The sequence below is a fragment of the Aestuariivita sp. genome (assembly GCF_021404545.1).
GTDB lineage: Bacteria > Pseudomonadota > Alphaproteobacteria > Rhodobacterales > Rhodobacteraceae > Aestuariivita.
Genome location: NZ_JAAWWD010000036.1, coordinates 67,367 through 84,404, shown reverse-complemented (window position 1 = coordinate 84,404; position 17,038 = coordinate 67,367). Strand labels below are relative to the sequence as shown.

Genomic DNA, 17,038 nt, shown 5'->3' with positions numbered 1-17,038 from the left:
CGTGCCCGGACCCAGGAAGCCGCGGGTCCGCGCCTGGCAAAGGGAGGCGATGATACAGGGGTCATCGCCCGACCCTTACTCGTATTCCGGTGGCTCGGAGGAGGCGAGCTCCGGCCAATCCGCAATGGCGTTCATGCCTTGCAGCGGCTGCTGATAGCCTTTGTGGCAGGTCTTGCATGCAACCTTTGGCGCATCGGCATAGACCGGGCCCAGCCGTTCGGCAGGATAGGTATCCCTGAGCGGCACGAGGTAGTCGGTGTTGAGCTCCTGTACCATCAGGATCCCCAGCGACGCGGTGGCCCATTGCGGGGTGACTTCGCCCGCGGCGGCATAGAACGCCCGAGAATTGTGGCAAAACACGCAGTTCACGCCCAGCGAGTTGCTGAAATAGTTCATCAGCGCATAGGTGCGTTCGGTATCCTGAATGGAGGGCAAGGCATCATCGCCCGCAGGACCGCCTTCGACCCGGCTTTCCAGATCATGCACGACGATCTGATTGGCATCGAGCAGATAGGTCTCCAGCGCGTCTGACGGCAACGAGGTCGATTGGCTGATCAATGTCGCGCGGTTCTGGACCGCCGCCCAGTTGCCGGATGCCTCGTTCACCGGTGCTATCTTGAACCAGATATCCGACGGCACGTTCTCGCCCCGGTGGCAGGTATAGCAGTTTACACCGACCTCTTTGTTGGCATTGACGTGGGCGTCCCATTGCTCGTTGATGGTCTGGGTCATCTGGATCATCCGGCGTGAGACGACTTTGGTGTATAGGTCGTCCGCCCCGTAGGTCTCCAGATCTCCGTCACCATGGCAATAGGCGCATCCCTGTTCCGGGCTGACCCATTGCGTCATGGCGTTCATCACACGGTTAAAGTTGTCTTCGGTCAGTTCGCCCAACACCTGAACATTCTCGTAAATGTCCTTGGCCAAGGGCTCTGCGCCTTCGGGCACATAAGGCTCTTCGGTGTAGTACTCGTCGATTGTGGGGTCCGGTACCGCAAGGGCCGCCTTGAACTCCGGCACCGACATTCCGGTACCCGCCGGGCCGGTCTGCATCGAGGCGGTGGCATAGGGTTGCCCCCATGTCACCAGCAGGATCGCCACAAAGACCGCTCCACCAAGCGCACCCACCAGGATCGCCGGGCCGAAGATATCGGTCGGGTTGTCCTTGTTCCAGTCGTTGAACCACTTGGGCAGCATGATCAGTCCTCCTGTCCGATGAAGGCTTCGTAGGAGCCGTAATCCTCGTAGCCGAACGAGCCATCATAGATCGGGGCAAAGTTGTGCTCCTGCGCCCAGATGAACCAGTTGTCGACGACGGTGCCGGTCAGCAGGATCCCGATCCCGCCCGTTATCGGGGTCAGCATCGCGAACCAGATCGCCCAGCGGTGAATGCCTTCCATCGTGGCGTTAAAGCCCATGGTCCAGCGCCAGAAGAGGGCGGCGCGTTCCGTGGCCGTGCCACGATCCACGATCTGTTCCAGCTCGCGGTCGCCACCGAACCGGGTGACCGCAAGGATCGTGCCGCCATGCATACAAAACAGCAGCACCGAGCCATAAAGGAACACAATCGAGAGGCAGTGGAAGGGGTTGTAGTAAAGGTTGCCATAGCGGATCGAAAACGCGGTCGTCCAATCCAGATGCGGGAAGATGCCGTAAGGCACGGCCTCGGACCACGATCCCATCAGAACAGGGCGGAAAAGACCCAGTACCAGAAAGAGGAAGATGGCCGACAAAAACGCCCAGGCGACGTGTTTGCCCATCTTGTGTTCCTGCGCCAAGAGGTAGGTCCTGAGCCACCAGGTCATCACCGAGACCAGCAGGAAGAAGCTCGCGATGATGTACCATCCGCCCTCATCGAGCGGCGGCATCGACAGACCGTATTCCGGTGCGGGCGGCTCCAGCGCCAGCCAGAAAAGCTGGCGGATGAACTCAGGGATCGACCAGCCGACCTGCGCCAGCATGTTCATACCCACGATGTTGAACCAGATCAGACCGGTAGCGAGCGAGATCATGCCCGTCCAACCAAGATAGATCGGCCCCAGCTGTGCGTTGCCGAACCAGCCGACCAGCGCGCTGAATCCCGGCTTGCCGATCCGCTCACGCGTCATCTGGCCGTTGTCATCCATGCCCCATTCAGGATTGCCCTGAACCTGCACCTGGGTGAAGAAGTTCTGATATTCGCGGATGGCCATGATTACATCCCTCCTACCGGCATTGGGTTTTCGCCCCAGATCGGCAGCTCAAGCCACCAGTTCCACCATTCGGGCCAGCCTGCGGTCCAGACCGGGCCGGAAATGATGATGCAGACCGCGCTGAAAAACACCGCGTTGATCGCCAGCAGGTATCCCAGACGGTGAATGCCCAGCGTGCCGATCGAATAGCCGATCAGATCGCGAAAGAACGTGTCCTCGTGATCGGGCGTCTTCATCTCTTCACCCTTTTCAGGGTTGGCCGCCGACAGGATCAGCGCCCCATGCAGCGCCAGCGCCAGTGTGGTGGTAAAAAACAGCGTCACCGCCAGCATGTGCGCGGGGTTATAATGGAAATGCAGATAGGCATAGCCGGTGTTCGACACCCAATCGAGATGGCTGAAAATCCCGTATGGAAAACCGTGCCCCCACGCACCCATCAACCAGGGGCGGAAGATCACCAGCGTGACATAGGCCAGGATCGCAAAGCTGAACCCGATGGGCACGTGATAGCCCATTCCCAGCTTGCGGCAGATTTCCACCTCGCGCAGGGCCCAACTGATAAACGCGCCGGTGGCACAGATCGTGATGATCTGCCACAAACCGCCCTCCAGCAATGGCGCCATCCCCAAACCATAGCTCAGGTCAGGGGGGGCGATATTGATCAGCCAAGGATTGAATGTGCCTTGCTGCGAGGCCCCCCAGAAAATCAACACTGTGCCCAAAAGGCTAAAAAAGGCTGTCGTGACCCCGAAGAAGCCCACATAAAATGGCCCTACCCAGAAGTCGAACAGATCGCCGCCGATCAGCGTCCCTCCGCGGACGCGATACTTTCTTTCGAAGCTGAGCAACGCCATCTTCTGTCTCTCCGCGTTTGGCGGCCCGTCCCGTTCAGTCCGATAGCCGTCGTTTCAAATCGTGTCTTGATGGTTGCGGGCGGTCTGGCCGGTGTGCCGCCACCGCCCGCAACGTTGCTTGTTGTTCACGTCACTGGTCGCCCCCCGGAGGGGGCGTGATCACATGGCGGCCTTTTGGGCGGCCAGTTCAAACCAGTTGAAGTGATCCGTGCTCAGCAGGACGAGGTGAATCATCGCCGCCAGCAGGAAGAGGAAAACACCTTGTGCGACAAACACACGGCGTGGATCGAAAACGAGCCAGATCTTATAGAACTTTGCCATATATCAATCCTTCCTCAGAACCACGGGCGCCAGATGAACACCGCCAAATGAGCGACAATTGCCACGGCCGAAAACAGCCAGAGCCCGCTCATATAGACGGAGTGCAATTCTTGCGCCTGCTCGTCGGTGAGACCTGTAAAGGACAGGTCGGAATTATCAGCCATTAACTTTCCTTTCGAAAAACAACGCTGACGCCGCGCACCCCGCGGCCGGGTCCTTTAGGGTCTTGCAACCCGTCCGGGCTCTGCCCATCCGTTGCCGGATGGTCAGTCTTGCATCCCCGCCCGGTCAGGCAGGGAACTCTTCGCGCCAAAATGGACGCGTCCGCCGTCAGGCAGAAAAAATCATCGGCGTGATGATCCGCGCCTGGCTCCAGGCACGGGCCACGGGGCCTTTTTCGGTCAGACTGCCACTTTTGATCGCGGCCAGCGCCCAGGTGATGCAGGCCAAAGGCAGCGTGGCGACGAAGATAATGGCGAAATACACCATGAACTCCGTGCGCGGCGGCTTGTGGCTGCGGGTTTCGACATGGGCGTGATTGGTCGTATCTGTCATTTCAGATCTCCCTCTTTGAAAGCTGTGTCCGCTGCGACCAGACCGGGGTCGAGCGCGCGCACCGTCTCGACGACAACACGTTCGGCGCCCGCATCCAGAGCGGCCTGCTCGGCGGCATCGCGCAGGGTCTTGGCGGCGGAAATTCGGGTCAGGATCGGGTGCTGGGCGACGATCCGGTCCAGCATCTCCTGCGCGTCGGCATCCCAGGGGAAATCGCGACGCAGATTTGTCGGCGTGGCCTCGGCTGCGTCAAGATCGGTGCCCAGGGGCAGGATGTGGAAGAGCGCGTCAAACAGGCCGTTGCACACCTCCTGGATCAGATAGGTCGCCCCGGCATAGCCCATAAAGGGCGTGCCCGTCGCACGCCGGATCGCGGCGCCGGGGAACGAGGCCGGAATGAACGCTGGGCTAGGTCCATGCCCGCCCTTGAGCTCAGCCAGATACATCTTTTCGTTGATCGAGCCCATCACGATCAGCGGGCGTTTCTGCCCCATCAGCGCGCGGACCTCTTCATTGTTGGTCTTCGAGCCAGCAGAGCGGGCCACTGCAAAGGCGCAGGGCAGGCCCATATCCTCTTCGAGGAAAAGACGAATACCGCGCGCGTAGGTCTCATTGGCGACGATGGCAAAGCTCGCCGTGGCAAAGAAATCCTGCGTGACCGAACGCCACAGATCCCAGACCGGCTTGATGGTCGAATGCTTTTCGCGCTGGATGAACGGTTCGGGGTCCAGCCCGGTCATCTCGCCCAGCATGCGCAGGAATTTCGTGGTGGATTCGATCCCGATGGGCGCTTGCAGATAGGGTTTGCCCAGCAACTCGCACAGGCCCCGGCCAAACTCGCGATACATGCAGATGTTCACATCCGCGTTCACCAGATTGCGCATCTCGGCCAGATGGGCGCCCAGCGGCATCACCATGTTGATCTCGGCCCCGATCCCTTCGACCAGGCGCCGGATCTCGGCCAGATCGGAGGGCATGTTGAACGTGCCATACATCGGACCCAGGATATTGACGCGGGGCTTGGCGCCGTCCTCGCGCTTTTTCTCGGGCGGCATACGGCCCTTGGTCATCCCGAATTCGGTAAAGATCCAGGTCATCGCGCGGTCGGCGGCTTCCCACTGATCCTCGTCGATGGTGCGGGGCAAAAACCGCTGGATGTTGGTGCCTTGCGGGGTCACACCGCCGCCGATCATTTCGGAGATCGAGCCGGTGACCACAACAGACGGTAAAGCTGGGTCGAGCACACCCCAAGCTCGCTTCATAGCGCCCTCGGTCCCATCCCGACCCAGCTCTTCTTCTCCTAGTCCCGTGACTACGATCGGAAGCTCGTGCGGAGGAAGCGCGTCGGTATAATGCAACACGCTGGTAACTGGTAGATTTTCGCAGCCCACCGGGCCGTCAATGACAACCTGCAGGCCCTTGACGGCGCAAAACGCGTAAACCGCACCCCAATAGCCGCCCGCGCGGTCGTGGTCCTGGATCAGCATTTCACACCGCCATTCGCCGCGACACGGGCCTTTTCGGCGCGCTCCAGCTTCTTGAGGTTCTGCGCGCGGAATTCGGGCCGCAGGTTCGGATCGCCCTCCCAGACACCGGCGGTGTCGCCCTCGCCAACGCCCTCGAAGAACGCCTTCATCTTGTCCATGCGCCCTTTGTTCGAGATCGCCGCATTGACCACAGTCGCCAGCGATCCGGCACCGGCAGGGCCCATCAGCGGACGCGCGGAAATCAGGTTGGTGAAGTAAAGTCCCGGAATGCCCAGTTCCTTGGCCTTTTGCACAACCGGGGTCGTGCCGATGGCGAGGTCGGGATTGACCCCTTCCATTGCCGAACAGTCATCCTCCAGCGAGGCGCGGAATTTCACCTTGGCGCCCTTGGCCTCCAGCCACTCGGCATCCGCTGCCGACCAGGGCGTCTTGGGACAGGCGGTGCCGACATAAGGCACGGTCGCACCGCTTTCGATCAGCAAACGCGCAACGAGAAGCTCGCTGCCCTCGTACCCGCTCAGCGTGATGGTGCCGTCGATCCGCGCACCCGACAGCGCGCCCTTGATCGCGGGCAGGAACATGTTCTGCGCCTCGGCCACCTTGCCCGTGGGCAGGCCGAACGCGTCACCGATCCCGTCCAGCCAGGCCGCCGTGCCGTCATGTCCCACGGGGGCCGAGCCCACGATGGGCCGTCCGGCCGCCTCGAACTCGCGAATGGCGGCGGTATAGAACGGATGGATCGCCGCCACCGCGCCGCAATCGAGCGCTGCATAAAGCTCGCGCCATTCCCGACAGGGCACCACGGGGCCAGCCGCCAGGCCCAGAGGTGCCAACATCTGACCGATCATCATCGGGTCGGCCGGGAACATCTCTCCCAGAAGACTGACGGTCGGTCTGTCGGATTTCCCACCCACGGGGGCTGCCACGGGCCCTGCCTCAACCTCGGCACGGGCATAGTTCAACATGGCCCCGGCCAGAACGTCTTTGGCCTCGGCATGGGTTGGGATTCCAAATCCGGGCACGTCGATCCCGACGATCCGGACACCGTTAATCTCACTCGGCAACAGCCGCAGCGGCACGCCCGACGCGGTCGGGACACACAGGTTCGTCACGACGATCGCGTCAAAGCGATCCGGGTCGGCCATGTCATGCACGCTTTCGCGGATGTCTTCGAACAGCTTGCCGGTCACCAAGGTCTCGGAGTTGAAGGGCACATAGCCCACCGACCGGCGCGCGCCGTAGAAATGGCTGACGAAAGTCAACCCATAGACACAGCAGGCCGACCCCGACAGAACCGTGGCCACCCGGCGCATCCGCAGACCCACACGCAGCGACCCAAAGGCAGGGCACATGGATTGCGGTTTGTCATGCGGCCCTTGCGGGTAATCCCTGGCGTATTGATCCAGAACCTCGGAGTTGCCGGACATCCGCGCGGCCTTTTCCATCTCCGAGCCGGAGTGACATCCAAGACCGTCCACCGGTGGGGCTCCGGCGGGGGCCTCCACGCGCGGCGCGCCCTCGATCACGTCAGCTTCGGCGGCGGTATCGTATCTGATCTCTTCGGTCATGGGATCACGCCTCGTCGTAGATCACTTCGAGAGAGGGTTTGGGCTCGGCATTCTTGCCGCGCATATCGACATCGGTGGCAGGCACCAGTTCGATCCCGGCCCCGGTTTCCGATCCGTCGAACAGCTCCAGCAATTCGTCCTGGTTCAGGGCCGTTGGCCGCATCGGAGGCGCAACCGCGACGTTTTCACCCAGCGCCGCGAACAGCGCGCCCCACTGGCTTTCACCGGTGCCGACGATCTGGTAATTGGCCGATTTCTTGCGCAAATCGTCGTCCTGCGGGATCGAGGCAAGCACCGGGATGTCCACCGCCTTGGCAAAGGCCTGCGCCTCGCCCGAGCCGTCATCCTTGTTGATCACCAGACCCGCGACCCCGACATTGCCGCCCAGCTTGCGGAAATACTCCACCGCCGAGCAGACATTGTTGGCCACATAAAGCGATTGCAGATCGTTCGAGCCAACCAGGATCACCTTTTGCGCCATGTCGCGGGCAATCGGCAGACCGAACCCGCCGCAGACCACATCGCCCAGAAAATCGAGCAACACATAATCGAAATCCCAGTCGTGGAAGCCGAGTTTCTCAAGCAACTCGAACCCGTGGATGATCCCGCGACCGCCACAACCGCGCCCCACTTCGGGGCCGCCAAGTTCCATCGCGAAGACACCGCCGCGCTTGAAGCAGACATCGCCGATCTTGACCTCTTCCCCAGCCAGTTTCTTTTTGGTCGAGGTTTCGATGATCGTCGGGCACGCCTTGCCACCAAAGAGCAGGCTGGTTGTGTCCGATTTCGGATCGCACCCGATCAGCAGCACACGTTTGCCCTGTTCGGCCATCATGTGGCTGAGATTGGCCAGCGTGAAGGATTTGCCGATCCCGCCCTTGCCGTAGATCGCGATGATCTGAGTGTGCTTGGTGGGCTCGCCCTGAGGGACCTCTAGCGAGGGGTCTTCATGGGCCTCGTCGCGCAGACGCTGGTCGAAATCCTTGAGGTTTGGCACTTCGTCTTTCACGAGCATGTCTCCCAATTCAGAATCATCTTCAGGCAGGCCGGATCCTCGAACGCGGTGCGATAGGCGCCCGCGGCATCCTTCGCCTGAGCCTGATGCGTGATCAGCCCCCCGAGGCTGAGCGCGCCGCTTTCCACCAGCGCGCGGGTGGCCGTCAGATCCTCGCGCTGCCATTCGGCGGCAACGCGAAACCGCGCCTCTTTCATGAAGGCGGGCGGAAACGCAAAGCTCAGCGGCTGGGTGTAAAACCCGGCCAGAACGATCTCGCCGCCCTTTTCGATGCGCGTCACCAGATCGTTGAGCAGCGCGCCATTGCCCGACGCGTCATAGATCGCGCGGTAGTCCCTGCGCGGATCGTCATCGGGGGTCAGCACCTCGTACCCTTCGGCTCCGGTCTGGCGATCAGGGTTGATCTCCCACACGGTGGGGGCGGGCGCACCCGCTGCAATCGTCAGCCGGGCCAGCAAGCGGCCCAGAACACCGTGGCCCACGATCAGATCGGGCACGGCCTTGTCCATCCCGGCCATGGCATGGCGTGCGGTCGCGGCCAGGGCAAGCAGCGCGCCTTCGGCCCCCAGACCGGTGTCGATACGCGTCACTCGGGCGGCATCGGTCACCACCCGCGCGGCGGCACCGCCAAAAAGGCCGAACGCGCCGTCATAGCAATTGGCACCCGGTACAAAAACCCGTTCCCCGGGTGTGAAACCGGTCAGGGCACCGGCTTCGACCACCTCGCCCGCGGCCTCATAGCCAGGAACAAGGGGGTATCCCATCCCGGGGAAAGGCGGCATCTGACCGGACCAGAACAGCTTTTCCGTTCCGGTTGAGATGCCCGAATAGTGAATGTCGACGACCAGATCGTTTTCACCCGGATCGGTTAGCGACAGGACATCAATGCCCAGATCCTGGGGGCCCTTCAGAAGCACCGCCTGTGTCTGCATGTCAGCCTCCTTTGATCGTACCGGTTAGGACCCTCGCCCGAGAGAGACTCGGCTGGGTCTTTTTTGTCGCACTGTCAGTTTAGCCTGACAGTTTGATGTGTCAATTACTTTAGACACTTTCTGCGGGGAGTTGTCACTTTGGTTTGACAGCGGTCAGAACGCGCGTGACAAAAGCGCGGCTGGGGGCAGGGCTGCGGATCTGCTCAAAGCCGACTGCACGACAGAACGCCGCGATGTCCTTGGCCGAGCGGGCGCGTCCGGTCTGCATCGCCATGGTATAAAAGGCGAAATAGACATCGCCCGCGATCTCGGGCTTGGCGCCGCCCGCCATCGGCTCGGATATGATCAACCGCCCGGCGCCGGGCAGAGCGTCGAACACTTTGCTCAAGAGCGCCTCGACCGTGTCATCCGCATGATCGTAAAGAACCCGGATCAACGAGATTGCATCGGCCCCTTCGGGCAGGGAATCCTCGCGGAACGATCCAGCCTCGATTCGGACCCGATCGGCCAGCCCTGCGCGGGCAAAGCGATCGGTGGCGTCGGGCACAACCTGAGGCAAATCAAAAAGCACCATATCGAGCCCTGGATTGGCAGCTCCCACCGCCTCCAGAAACGCGCCGGTGCCGCCGCCGATATCCAAGAGCCGCGTGACGCACTTCAGGTCTATGGCCCGCAACGTATCCTGGGCGACCAGCTGCTGGCTTTGGGCCATCAGATCGGAATAGGTGCGCGCCACATCCGGCGCCACATCGCCGCGCGCGCCAAAGACATAGGGCCAGAACTCGGACAATTCAGTCCGTTCAGGCCCGCGCAGCAAGGCCACCGGATCCTCCAGATCGCGGTAAAAGGCGCGATGATGGCGGATCATCGCCTCCAACCCCGGCACCCCCATCAGGGCGGCCCCCTGTCGTGCCAGACCATAGCGACCACCACGTCTGCGCTTGAGCAATCCCAGAGCGGCGCCGGCCTGCAACAGAACCTGCATGCGATCGGCAGGGATATCCAGCGCGCGGCCCATCTGCTCGGCAGTTTGCGGACCCGCGCGCAGGCGACGAAAGACATCAAGCTCGACCAGGGCCATCAAGACCTGGCTTTTGACAAAGCCCTGCACCACGTCGAAAAGCGCCGCGCCATCGCGCCGCGCGCGCCCCCGGGTGAGTGGGAACGTACTGGCCCAGCGCTGAAAGCCCGGGCGCGCGACCAGCCGGTTCAGCCATCCGCCGCGCCAGCCTGTCGCCTCGGCCTCCATGTCAGTGGGGGTGTCGGGCAGGCATCACGGGCGTCAGGCGCTCGGCATAGGCGCGCACCATCTGGGCCAACTGCGCTTCTCCCGGGCAGGACGGGATGGAGGCGATGGCCCCTCCCAGAATATCCTTAAGCCGGGAAACGGCGCCCTGCACCCCCAGCTGCGTCACCGCGTTGGGCCGCCCGTGAAGATTGTCCTGACCGGCCGGTTTGCCCAATGTTTCCTCGTCGTAAAGCGCGTCGCGCAGATCGTCGGCGACCTGAAACGCCTCACCGATCCGAGCACCCAGTTCGAACCAGGGCTCGGCCTCCTGACCGGCGGCCAGGGCACCCATCTGTGTCGCGGCAATGAACAAGGCGCCGGTCTTGGCCTGGTGATAGGCTGAAAGGTCGATCTTTGCCTCACTCTCCCACCCCTGGCCCGCGCAGATGCCGAAGGGCATGCCGGATCGTTTGGACAGGGTCAGCAGCAACTGCATGCCTCGGCCCGGATCATCGACAGCGGCCTTGGCAATCTGCTCAAAGGCCATGATGATCAGGCTGTCCCCGGTCAAGACCGCCAAAGGTTCGGAAAAGGCGCGGTGAACCGACGGTTTCCCACGCCGGAAATCGGCATCGTCAAAGCAGGGCAGATCGTCATGAACCAGACTGGCGCAATGCATCAATTCCAGCGCTGCGGCCGCCGCATCCGCCAGGTATGGCCGGTCATCGCCGCAGGCCAGCGCAACCGACATACAGATCGTGGGCCGTATGCGCGCGCCACCTGGAAAGGTCGCATAGTGCAGCGCCTGAGCCAGCTGAAGCGGAGCGCGGTGCGATTGGCCTGCTTGAACGGCCTGCGTGATCGCGGCCTCGATCCGTGTCTTCATCGGCATGGTCTCAGTCCTTTTTTGGCCTCAATGTCAGTCATTCGCGACATATAAGTGTAAATCATACTGGACACTCACGCACGACGAGTCAACAATCATGCATTGATACGGAGTGCCACGCGTGACCTTTTCTCGCCCCCAATTCAAAGCTTCCACTTCCGTCCGGCCAAGGGTGGCGGTGATCGGCGCAGGGGTCGGAGGGTTGGCCAGTGCGATCCGCCTTGCCGCGCACGGGTTCGAGGTGACATTGCTGGAACGGCACAAACACGCAGGCGGCAAGATCCGCACCTTGCCCAGCGCCGCGGGGCCCGTGGATGCAGGGCCGACCGTTCTGACCATGCGGCACGTTTTTGACGATCTGTTCCGCTATGCCGGTGCGCGGCTGGACGATCATGTCACGCTCATCCCACAATCGCTGCTGGCGCGACATTTCTGGCCCGATGGATCGCAGCTCGACCTCTATGCAGATACCGACCAAAGCGCCGAGGCCATCCGTGCCTTTGCCGGACCACGCGCCGCCGCGGAATTCTGGAGCTTTTCCAAGCGCACCGCCGAGCTGTTCGACACATTCGATGCGCCGATGATGCGCGCGCCCGACCCAAAGCTTGGCGCGCTGATCCGTCATGTGCTGTCAAATCCAAAGGTCATCGGCCCGATGGCACCCCTGTCGAGCCTCGCCGGGATGCTAGGGCGGCAGTTCAGCGATCCGCGACTGGCGCAGCTTTTTGGCCGATACGCCACCTATGTTGGTGGCTCGCCTTACCGCTCTCCGGCGGTTCTGGCACTGATCTGGCAGGCCGAAGCGTCGGGGGTGTGGGTGGTCAAGGGCGGGATGCATAAGCTGGCCGGTGCAATGGCGGAACTTGCCGCGGCACTGGGCGTGGACATCAGGCTGGGTGCCCATGTCGATCATATCGACGTAAAGGGCGGCCGAGCGCGCGGCGTCGGCCTAGCGGATGGTGCGCATCTTTCGGCAGATGCGGTTGTGTTCAATGGCGACCCCCGGGCCTTGGCCTCAGGCGCGCTGGGTGCAGGCTGCACATCCGTCGCCCGCCAGAGCCTGCGCGGGGAAAGATCCTTTTCGGCACGCGTCTACAGCTTTGCGGCCGTGCCGTGTGGTGTCGAGCTGGCCCATCACAACGTCTTTTTCGACGGTGATCCAGCAGCGGAGTTCGCCGATCTGCACGCGGGCCGCGTTCCGCGCCAGCCGTCGCTTTATATCTGCGCCGAAGACCGCGGGCAAGGTCAGGCGCCTCCCCCGCTGGAACGGTTTGAAATCATCACCAACGCCCCGGCCGACCCGGCCGACGCCTCAGACAGGGAGTTGCCCCTATGGCACGAGACGATCATTCACAGGGCAAAGCGCTTCAATCTGATCTTCACCCCCACACCAGATCCGAGCACGATCACGACCCCGAGGATGTTCGACAGGCTCTTTCCCGAGACCAAAGGAGCGCTTTACGGACAAAGCCCGCACGGCATGATGGCGGCCTTTCACAGACCGACGGCGTGCACGCCGGTTCGGGGCCTGTATCTGGTGGGCGGCGGCGCCCATCCGGGGGCGGGGGTGCCGATGGCGACGCTTTCGGCCCGGCACGCGGTCGCGGCGATCTTGAGCGACCTAACTTCAATGTCGAGGTCGGACCCAACGGCTATGCTTGGTGGTATGTCGACGGAATAAGCGATGATGGGGAACGCGCCGTTTCGGTGATCGGCTTTATCGGATCGGTGTTTTCGCCCTGGTATCGCTGGTCGGGCCGCAAAGTGCCGCAGGACCATGTCTGCATCAATGTGGCGACCTATGGCCCAGGTGGGCGCTTTACCATGACCGACCGGGGCCGATCAGCTCTGCGCCAGACAGCCGCCCGTTTGGAGGTGGGGCCCTCGATGATGCGCTGGGAGGGCGACCACCTGGCTATCGACATTGACGAGATTTCGTCACCGCCCCTGATCAGCCGGGTCCGGGGACAGATCCGCGTTATCCCCTCCGCGATCACAAATGTCGAACTGGCGCTGGATCCCGCGCGCAGCCACATCTGGCGGCCGTTCGCCCCGGTCGCGCGGATCGAGGTCGAGATCGACAGACCGGGCTGGACATGGGTCGGTCACGGGTATTTCGACGCCAATTTCGGAACCCGCGCGCTGGAACAGGATTTTACCTACTGGACCTGGGGGCGGTTCCCGACGCCAGAGGGGGCGACCTGCTTTTACGATGCCGAGCGGATGGATGGCAGTGTACTTGCGGCAGGGTATTCTTTCGACGCCGATGGGCGCGCGCGGGAGGTGGCGATGCCGCCCAAAACCCGCCTCGCGCGCAGCCTGTGGGCCGTGTCGCGCGAAACGCGTGCCGATCCGGGATATCGCCCGCGCCAGGTCAAAACCATGCTGGACGCGCCTTTTTATACACGCTCGGCAATCAGAACGCAGCTGGACGGTGTGGAAACCGTCGGCGTTCACGAAGCGCTTGACCTGCGTCGATTCCGCAACCCCCTGATCAAGCCTATGTTAGCCTTGCGCGTGCCTCGGCGACGCAATTGGCAGTTCCAGGAGGGTTGATGCGCTCCTCCGGGGCAACGGTTGTTTTGCGTATTTTTGGCGAGAAGAAACAGCAGGACCGCGCCTGTCTTTAACTCGGGGTTAACTCTGATCGGGTCAAACTTGCCCTGCGGTACAGGCTGTCGAGCCGATGACCGTGCGAGGAGAAGCCCCGCGACCGGAACGTGAAGCTTTCGGTTTGCGGGGTGGACCTGGCTCTTCTTCTTGCAGTCCAATACGACCGCCGGAGGCGAAAATTGAATATTGGTGACGCCGCAGGCGTCTCAATTGGATCACATGCCCTCAGGCAGCACGTGCCTCGCCCGGGTTCAGGCGCCAGACGGCTGCGTTCAGCGCCGATGCGATCGTGACCCAGACAAGGTATGGGACAAAGAGCAGCCCCGCGACCGTGTCGACCTGCCACAAAGCGATCAGAGTCCCCAAAACCGCGAGCCACAAGGCCCCGATCACCGCCATCCCCATGCGGATCCTCTTGAGACCGAAAAAGACTGGCGTCCAAAGCGCGTTGAACGCGATCTGCATCGCCCAGAGCGCCATCGCCACGCCGTTGCCCGGCAGCATAGCCACCCTGGCCGCGGCCAGTGCCATGCACACGTAAAGGATCATCCAGGTCAGCGGAAACACCCAGTCGGGCGGCGTCCAGGAGGGCTTGCGCAAATCGCGATACCACCGGCCCGGAGGAAACAGACCTCCCGTGGCGCCCGCGCCGAGGCAGGCCGTGAGAAAGATACCGAAGATCAGCCAGAACATGGGGCCTAGCCTAGTCTAGCGGACCCGCCAATCAAACCCTCTCTTTCGGCACGTCGGCGTTGCTCAAGGAGCGACAGCACATCGACAAGCGCGTCACTGCGCGCGGGCGCCCGAACGGGCGTCTCGGCTGCGGCATCCACGAGAAAGGCGACCTCCGGCAGGGGTGGCGCGTAGATGACCGCCGATCGCGGCATGACCATGGTCACACCAGATCGCAGCATCGAGACGCCCAACCAGCCGATCTTTTGAAGCTTGCCGGTACGGGCCCGCGCGCTGATGCTGTCATAATCCATCGCGGTCAGCCGCTGGCCGATCCCGGCATAGATAAAGCGCGCGCCAAAGATGCCGGGCCGTGCGGAATGGGGTAGCGCACCGATCCCCGCCTCGGACCGAAAGTAGAGCCTGTTCGCTTCCATCACCAACCGGCGGACCATCCCTCGGATCGCCTTGGTCGGGCGCGGGTCTGCGAGAAAGGCCTTGGGGTTCAGCCCAGCCTGGGCGAACCAGTCGAGCGGAAGATAGAGCCGCCCTTCACGCGCATCCTCGCCGATATCACGCGCGATATTGGTCAGCTGCATCGCAACACCCAGATCGCACGCGCGCGCCAGCGCGTTCGGATCACGGACCCGCATCAGAACCGCCATCATAACGCCAACGGCGGAGGCGACCCGCGCCGAATAGGCGTGCAGATCCGACATCGTTCGATACTGTCGCCAGCTTGCGTCCCAGGCCAACCCTTCGAGGAGCGCATCAGGCAACGCGCGCGGCATTTGAAACTCTTCCACAACAGCGGCAAAGGCACGATCCGCAGCCGCGTCTCGGGGCCGCCCGGCATAGACCAGATCCAGCCGGTCGCGCAGACGCAGCACCGCATCGGCCTTGGCGCTTTGCAGATCGACCGCATCATCGGCCAGGCGGCAAAACGCATAAAGCGCCAGTGCGGGATCACGTACCGAAGACGGCAAAAGCTTGGAGGCGGCATAAAACGACAGCGATCCATGACGGATCGCCTCGCGGCAGGCCTCCATATCGGCGGGCGCGATCACGTTGTCACCGTCGCGGGATCGGGCACCAGTTGCGCCAGCACCTCGGCGCTGGACACCACACCGGGCAGGCCGGCACCGGGATGCGTGCCCGCACCCACCAGATAGAGGCCCTTGAATTCCTCGCTCACGTTATGCGGGCGGAACCAGGCGCTTTGCAGGATGCGCGGCTCGATCGAAAACCCGGCGCCATGGGGGCTGAGATAGCGATCGCGGAACGTCTCGGGCGTGAAGACCAGCGATGTTTTCAGATGATCGCCCAGACCCGGCATCATCTGCTCTTCAAGCACCGCTTGGACCCGCGCGCGATAGGTCTCACCCATCTCGGCCCAATCGACGGGATCGTCATGGCCGATATGGGGCACGGGGCTCAGGACATAGAACGTATCATCCCCTTCAGGTGCGACCGAAGGGTCGGTGACGCTGGGCCGGTGGACATAGAGGCTCATATCCTCGGCCAGTTTGCCCTTGATGAAGATGTCGTTGACCAGCCCCTTGTAGCGCGGTCCGTTCAGGATCGTGTGGTGGCCGACATCGGCCCATTTGTTGCGGGTCCCCTTGGTCCCGAAATACCACACGAACAGCCCCATCGACCACCGTTTGCGTTTCAGGCTGTCGGTCGTCCAGCGCCATTTCGTCCGACGCCTGAGCAGCCGGTCATAGGTGTGGCCCGCATCCGCGTTCGACACCACGATATCGGCTGCGATCTCCTCTCCGCCCACCAGCCGTATGCCGACGGCGCGGTGATCGCGGATCAGGATCTCGTCGACCTCGGTCTCCAGCCGCAGCGTGCTGCCCTGATCGGCAATCACATCGGCCATGGCTCGGGCCATCGCGGCGACACCGCCCATGGCGTAGTGCACGCCGAACTCTTTTTCCAGATGGCTGACCAGCGCATACATGGAGGTCACGCGGAACGGATCGCCGCCGATGAACAGCGGATGAAAGCTGAGCGCCATGCGCAGCCGTTCATCCTTGACCCGCCGCGCGGCATGGGCATAGACGGACCTGTCTGCGCGCAACCGCGCAAAGGTCGGCAAGACCTTGATCAGCTCCCACAGCTCATGCATCGACCGGCGGCCCAGATCCTCGAACCCGAACCAATACCGCGTCTCCGCGTCGCGCAGGAACCGATCATACCCCGCCAGATCGCCGGGGCTGAGCCGGGCCACCTCGGCCCGCATCCGGCCGGTCTCCTGGCACGCGGTAAAGGTCGATCCATCGGGCCAGCGGATCTCGTAAAACGGATCCATCGGGCGCAGATCGACATCCGCTTCGAAATCGCGCCCGCAGGCCGCCCACAACTCCTTGAACACCTGCGGCACGGTCACAATCGTGGGGCCCAGATCGAACCGGTGTCCATCCTGCGTCATCGACGATCCACGCCCGCCGGGCACATCGAGACGGTCGACCACCGTCACGCGGTAGCCCTTGGCCCCAAGCCGCATGGCTCCGGCCAAACCACCAAGCCCTGCGCCGATCACCACCGCATGGGGTTTGGCCGGTTTCGGGCGGTGTATGCCTACCACCGGTACATGTGTCTTGATCTTGTCAACGCGAGTCATGAACTGTCCACGCTATATGTCTATCTGGGTTTACAATGCTGCCATTCCCCCTTTCCTTGCAAGTGAAATTGTGTAAACTTTGATTG

The 17,038-nt window shown here is 62.5% G+C and carries 17 protein-coding genes; 2 read left to right on the top strand and 15 right to left on the bottom strand.

Annotated elements, in window-relative coordinates:
• Positions 1-75: 75 nt before the first annotated feature.
• From pufC to HEP69_RS11855, 12 genes are all read right to left on the bottom strand, one after another.
• Positions 76-1,197 (bottom strand): photosynthetic reaction center cytochrome PufC, encoded by a 1,122-nt coding sequence (gene pufC, locus HEP69_RS11910; RefSeq protein WP_290558753.1) that lies wholly within the window; start codon positions 1,195-1,197, stop codon positions 76-78.
• A 2-nt stretch (positions 1,198-1,199) separates the two neighbouring features.
• On the bottom strand, positions 1,200-2,192 hold the full coding sequence (gene pufM / locus HEP69_RS11905) for a photosynthetic reaction center subunit M (protein ID WP_290558752.1): 993 nt from the start codon (positions 2,190-2,192) through the stop codon (positions 1,200-1,202).
• A 2-nt stretch (positions 2,193-2,194) separates the two neighbouring features.
• Entirely contained in the window at positions 2,195-3,046 is an 852-nt protein-coding gene (pufL, locus tag HEP69_RS11900; RefSeq protein ID WP_290558751.1) for a photosynthetic reaction center subunit L, read from the bottom strand.
• A 159-nt stretch (positions 3,047-3,205) separates the two neighbouring features.
• Complete coding sequence (gene pufA, locus HEP69_RS11895; protein WP_290558750.1) at positions 3,206-3,367, bottom strand: light-harvesting antenna LH1, alpha subunit; 162 nt, start codon at positions 3,365-3,367, stop codon at positions 3,206-3,208.
• 14 nt (positions 3,368-3,381) lie between these two features.
• Entirely contained in the window at positions 3,382-3,531 is a 150-nt protein-coding gene (gene pufB, locus HEP69_RS11890; protein WP_290558749.1) for a light-harvesting antenna LH1, beta subunit, read from the bottom strand.
• Positions 3,532-3,697: 166 nt separating this feature from the next.
• Positions 3,698-3,922, bottom strand: a complete 225-nt coding sequence (pufQ, locus tag HEP69_RS11885) for a cytochrome PufQ (RefSeq protein ID WP_290558748.1) — start codon at positions 3,920-3,922, stop codon at positions 3,698-3,700.
• Positions 3,919-5,409, bottom strand: a complete 1,491-nt coding sequence (gene bchZ / locus HEP69_RS11880; RefSeq protein WP_290558747.1) for a chlorophyllide a reductase subunit Z — start codon at positions 5,407-5,409, stop codon at positions 3,919-3,921. Before bchZ ends, pufQ begins: the two co-directional genes overlap by 4 nt.
• The gene (gene bchY, locus HEP69_RS11875; protein ID WP_290558746.1) at positions 5,403-6,977 is read right to left on the bottom strand and encodes a chlorophyllide a reductase subunit Y; all 1,575 of its coding nucleotides are present in this window, start codon (positions 6,975-6,977) and stop codon (positions 5,403-5,405) included. The genes bchZ and bchY overlap by 7 nt, the downstream gene beginning before the upstream one ends.
• Before the next feature lie 4 nt (positions 6,978-6,981).
• On the bottom strand, positions 6,982-7,986 hold the full coding sequence (locus HEP69_RS11870; protein ID WP_290558785.1) for a chlorophyllide a reductase iron protein subunit X: 1,005 nt from the start codon (positions 7,984-7,986) through the stop codon (positions 6,982-6,984).
• The gene (bchC, locus tag HEP69_RS11865; RefSeq protein ID WP_290558745.1) at positions 7,983-8,924 is read right to left on the bottom strand and encodes a chlorophyll synthesis pathway protein BchC; all 942 of its coding nucleotides are present in this window, start codon (positions 8,922-8,924) and stop codon (positions 7,983-7,985) included. The genes HEP69_RS11870 and bchC overlap by 4 nt, the downstream gene beginning before the upstream one ends.
• A gap of 133 nt (positions 8,925-9,057) precedes the next feature.
• Positions 9,058-10,173, bottom strand: a complete 1,116-nt coding sequence (locus HEP69_RS11860; protein ID WP_290558744.1) for a methyltransferase — start codon at positions 10,171-10,173, stop codon at positions 9,058-9,060.
• 1 nt (position 10,174) lies between these two features.
• Positions 10,175-11,044, bottom strand: a complete 870-nt coding sequence (locus tag HEP69_RS11855; protein WP_290558743.1) for a polyprenyl synthetase family protein — start codon at positions 11,042-11,044, stop codon at positions 10,175-10,177.
• A gap of 115 nt (positions 11,045-11,159) precedes the next feature.
• Between HEP69_RS11855 and crtD the strand changes: the two genes are divergently transcribed.
• Both crtD and crtC read left to right on the top strand, forming a co-directional pair.
• Positions 11,160-12,719 (top strand): 1-hydroxycarotenoid 3,4-desaturase CrtD, encoded by a 1,560-nt coding sequence (crtD, locus tag HEP69_RS11850; protein WP_290558742.1) that lies wholly within the window; start codon positions 11,160-11,162, stop codon positions 12,717-12,719.
• A complete protein-coding gene (gene crtC, locus HEP69_RS11845; protein WP_290558784.1) occupies positions 12,716-13,594 on the top strand; it encodes a carotenoid 1,2-hydratase in 879 nt (292 codons plus the stop codon). The genes crtD and crtC overlap by 4 nt, the downstream gene beginning before the upstream one ends.
• 282 nt (positions 13,595-13,876) lie before the next feature.
• On the opposite strand, the gene HEP69_RS11840 is transcribed toward crtC, so the two are convergent.
• The 3 genes from HEP69_RS11840 to HEP69_RS11830 are packed head-to-tail and all read right to left on the bottom strand — an operon-like array spanning position 13,877 to position 16,952.
• A complete protein-coding gene (locus tag HEP69_RS11840; protein WP_290558741.1) occupies positions 13,877-14,344 on the bottom strand; it encodes a TspO/MBR family protein in 468 nt (155 codons plus the stop codon).
• Between the two features lie 5 nt (positions 14,345-14,349).
• On the bottom strand, positions 14,350-15,390 hold the full coding sequence (gene crtB, locus HEP69_RS11835) for a 15-cis-phytoene synthase (RefSeq protein WP_290558740.1): 1,041 nt from the start codon (positions 15,388-15,390) through the stop codon (positions 14,350-14,352).
• Complete coding sequence (locus HEP69_RS11830; RefSeq protein WP_290558739.1) at positions 15,387-16,952, bottom strand: phytoene desaturase; 1,566 nt, start codon at positions 16,950-16,952, stop codon at positions 15,387-15,389. The genes crtB and HEP69_RS11830 overlap by 4 nt, the downstream gene beginning before the upstream one ends.
• Between the last annotated feature and the right edge of the window lie 86 nt (positions 16,953-17,038).

What these genes read in the sequence shown, in the direction of transcription:
- pufC (WP_290558753.1), bottom strand. Translation starts at nt 1,197, where the DNA reads ATGCTGCCCAAGTGGTTCAACGACTGGAACAAGGACAACCCGACCGAT.
- pufM (WP_290558752.1), bottom strand. Translation starts at nt 2,192, where the DNA reads ATGGCCATCCGCGAATATCAGAACTTCTTCACCCAGGTGCAGGTTCAG.
- pufL (WP_290558751.1), bottom strand. Translation starts at nt 3,046, where the DNA reads ATGGCGTTGCTCAGCTTCGAAAGAAAGTATCGCGTCCGCGGAGGGACG.
- pufA (WP_290558750.1), bottom strand. Translation starts at nt 3,367, where the DNA reads ATGGCAAAGTTCTATAAGATCTGGCTCGTTTTCGATCCACGCCGTGTG.
- pufB (WP_290558749.1), bottom strand. Translation starts at nt 3,531, where the DNA reads ATGGCTGATAATTCCGACCTGTCCTTTACAGGTCTCACCGACGAGCAG.
- pufQ (WP_290558748.1), bottom strand. Translation starts at nt 3,922, where the DNA reads ATGACAGATACGACCAATCACGCCCATGTCGAAACCCGCAGCCACAAG.
- bchZ (WP_290558747.1), bottom strand. Translation starts at nt 5,409, where the DNA reads ATGCTGATCCAGGACCACGACCGCGCGGGCGGCTATTGGGGTGCGGTT.
- bchY (WP_290558746.1), bottom strand. Translation starts at nt 6,977, where the DNA reads ATGACCGAAGAGATCAGATACGATACCGCCGCCGAAGCTGACGTGATC.
- bchC (WP_290558745.1), bottom strand. Translation starts at nt 8,924, where the DNA reads ATGCAGACACAGGCGGTGCTTCTGAAGGGCCCCCAGGATCTGGGCATT.
- HEP69_RS11860 (WP_290558744.1), bottom strand. Translation starts at nt 10,173, where the DNA reads ATGGAGGCCGAGGCGACAGGCTGGCGCGGCGGATGGCTGAACCGGCTG.
- HEP69_RS11855 (WP_290558743.1), bottom strand. Translation starts at nt 11,044, where the DNA reads ATGCCGATGAAGACACGGATCGAGGCCGCGATCACGCAGGCCGTTCAA.
- HEP69_RS11840 (WP_290558741.1), bottom strand. Translation starts at nt 14,344, where the DNA reads ATGTTCTGGCTGATCTTCGGTATCTTTCTCACGGCCTGCCTCGGCGCG.
- HEP69_RS11830 (WP_290558739.1), bottom strand. Translation starts at nt 16,952, where the DNA reads ATGACTCGCGTTGACAAGATCAAGACACATGTACCGGTGGTAGGCATA.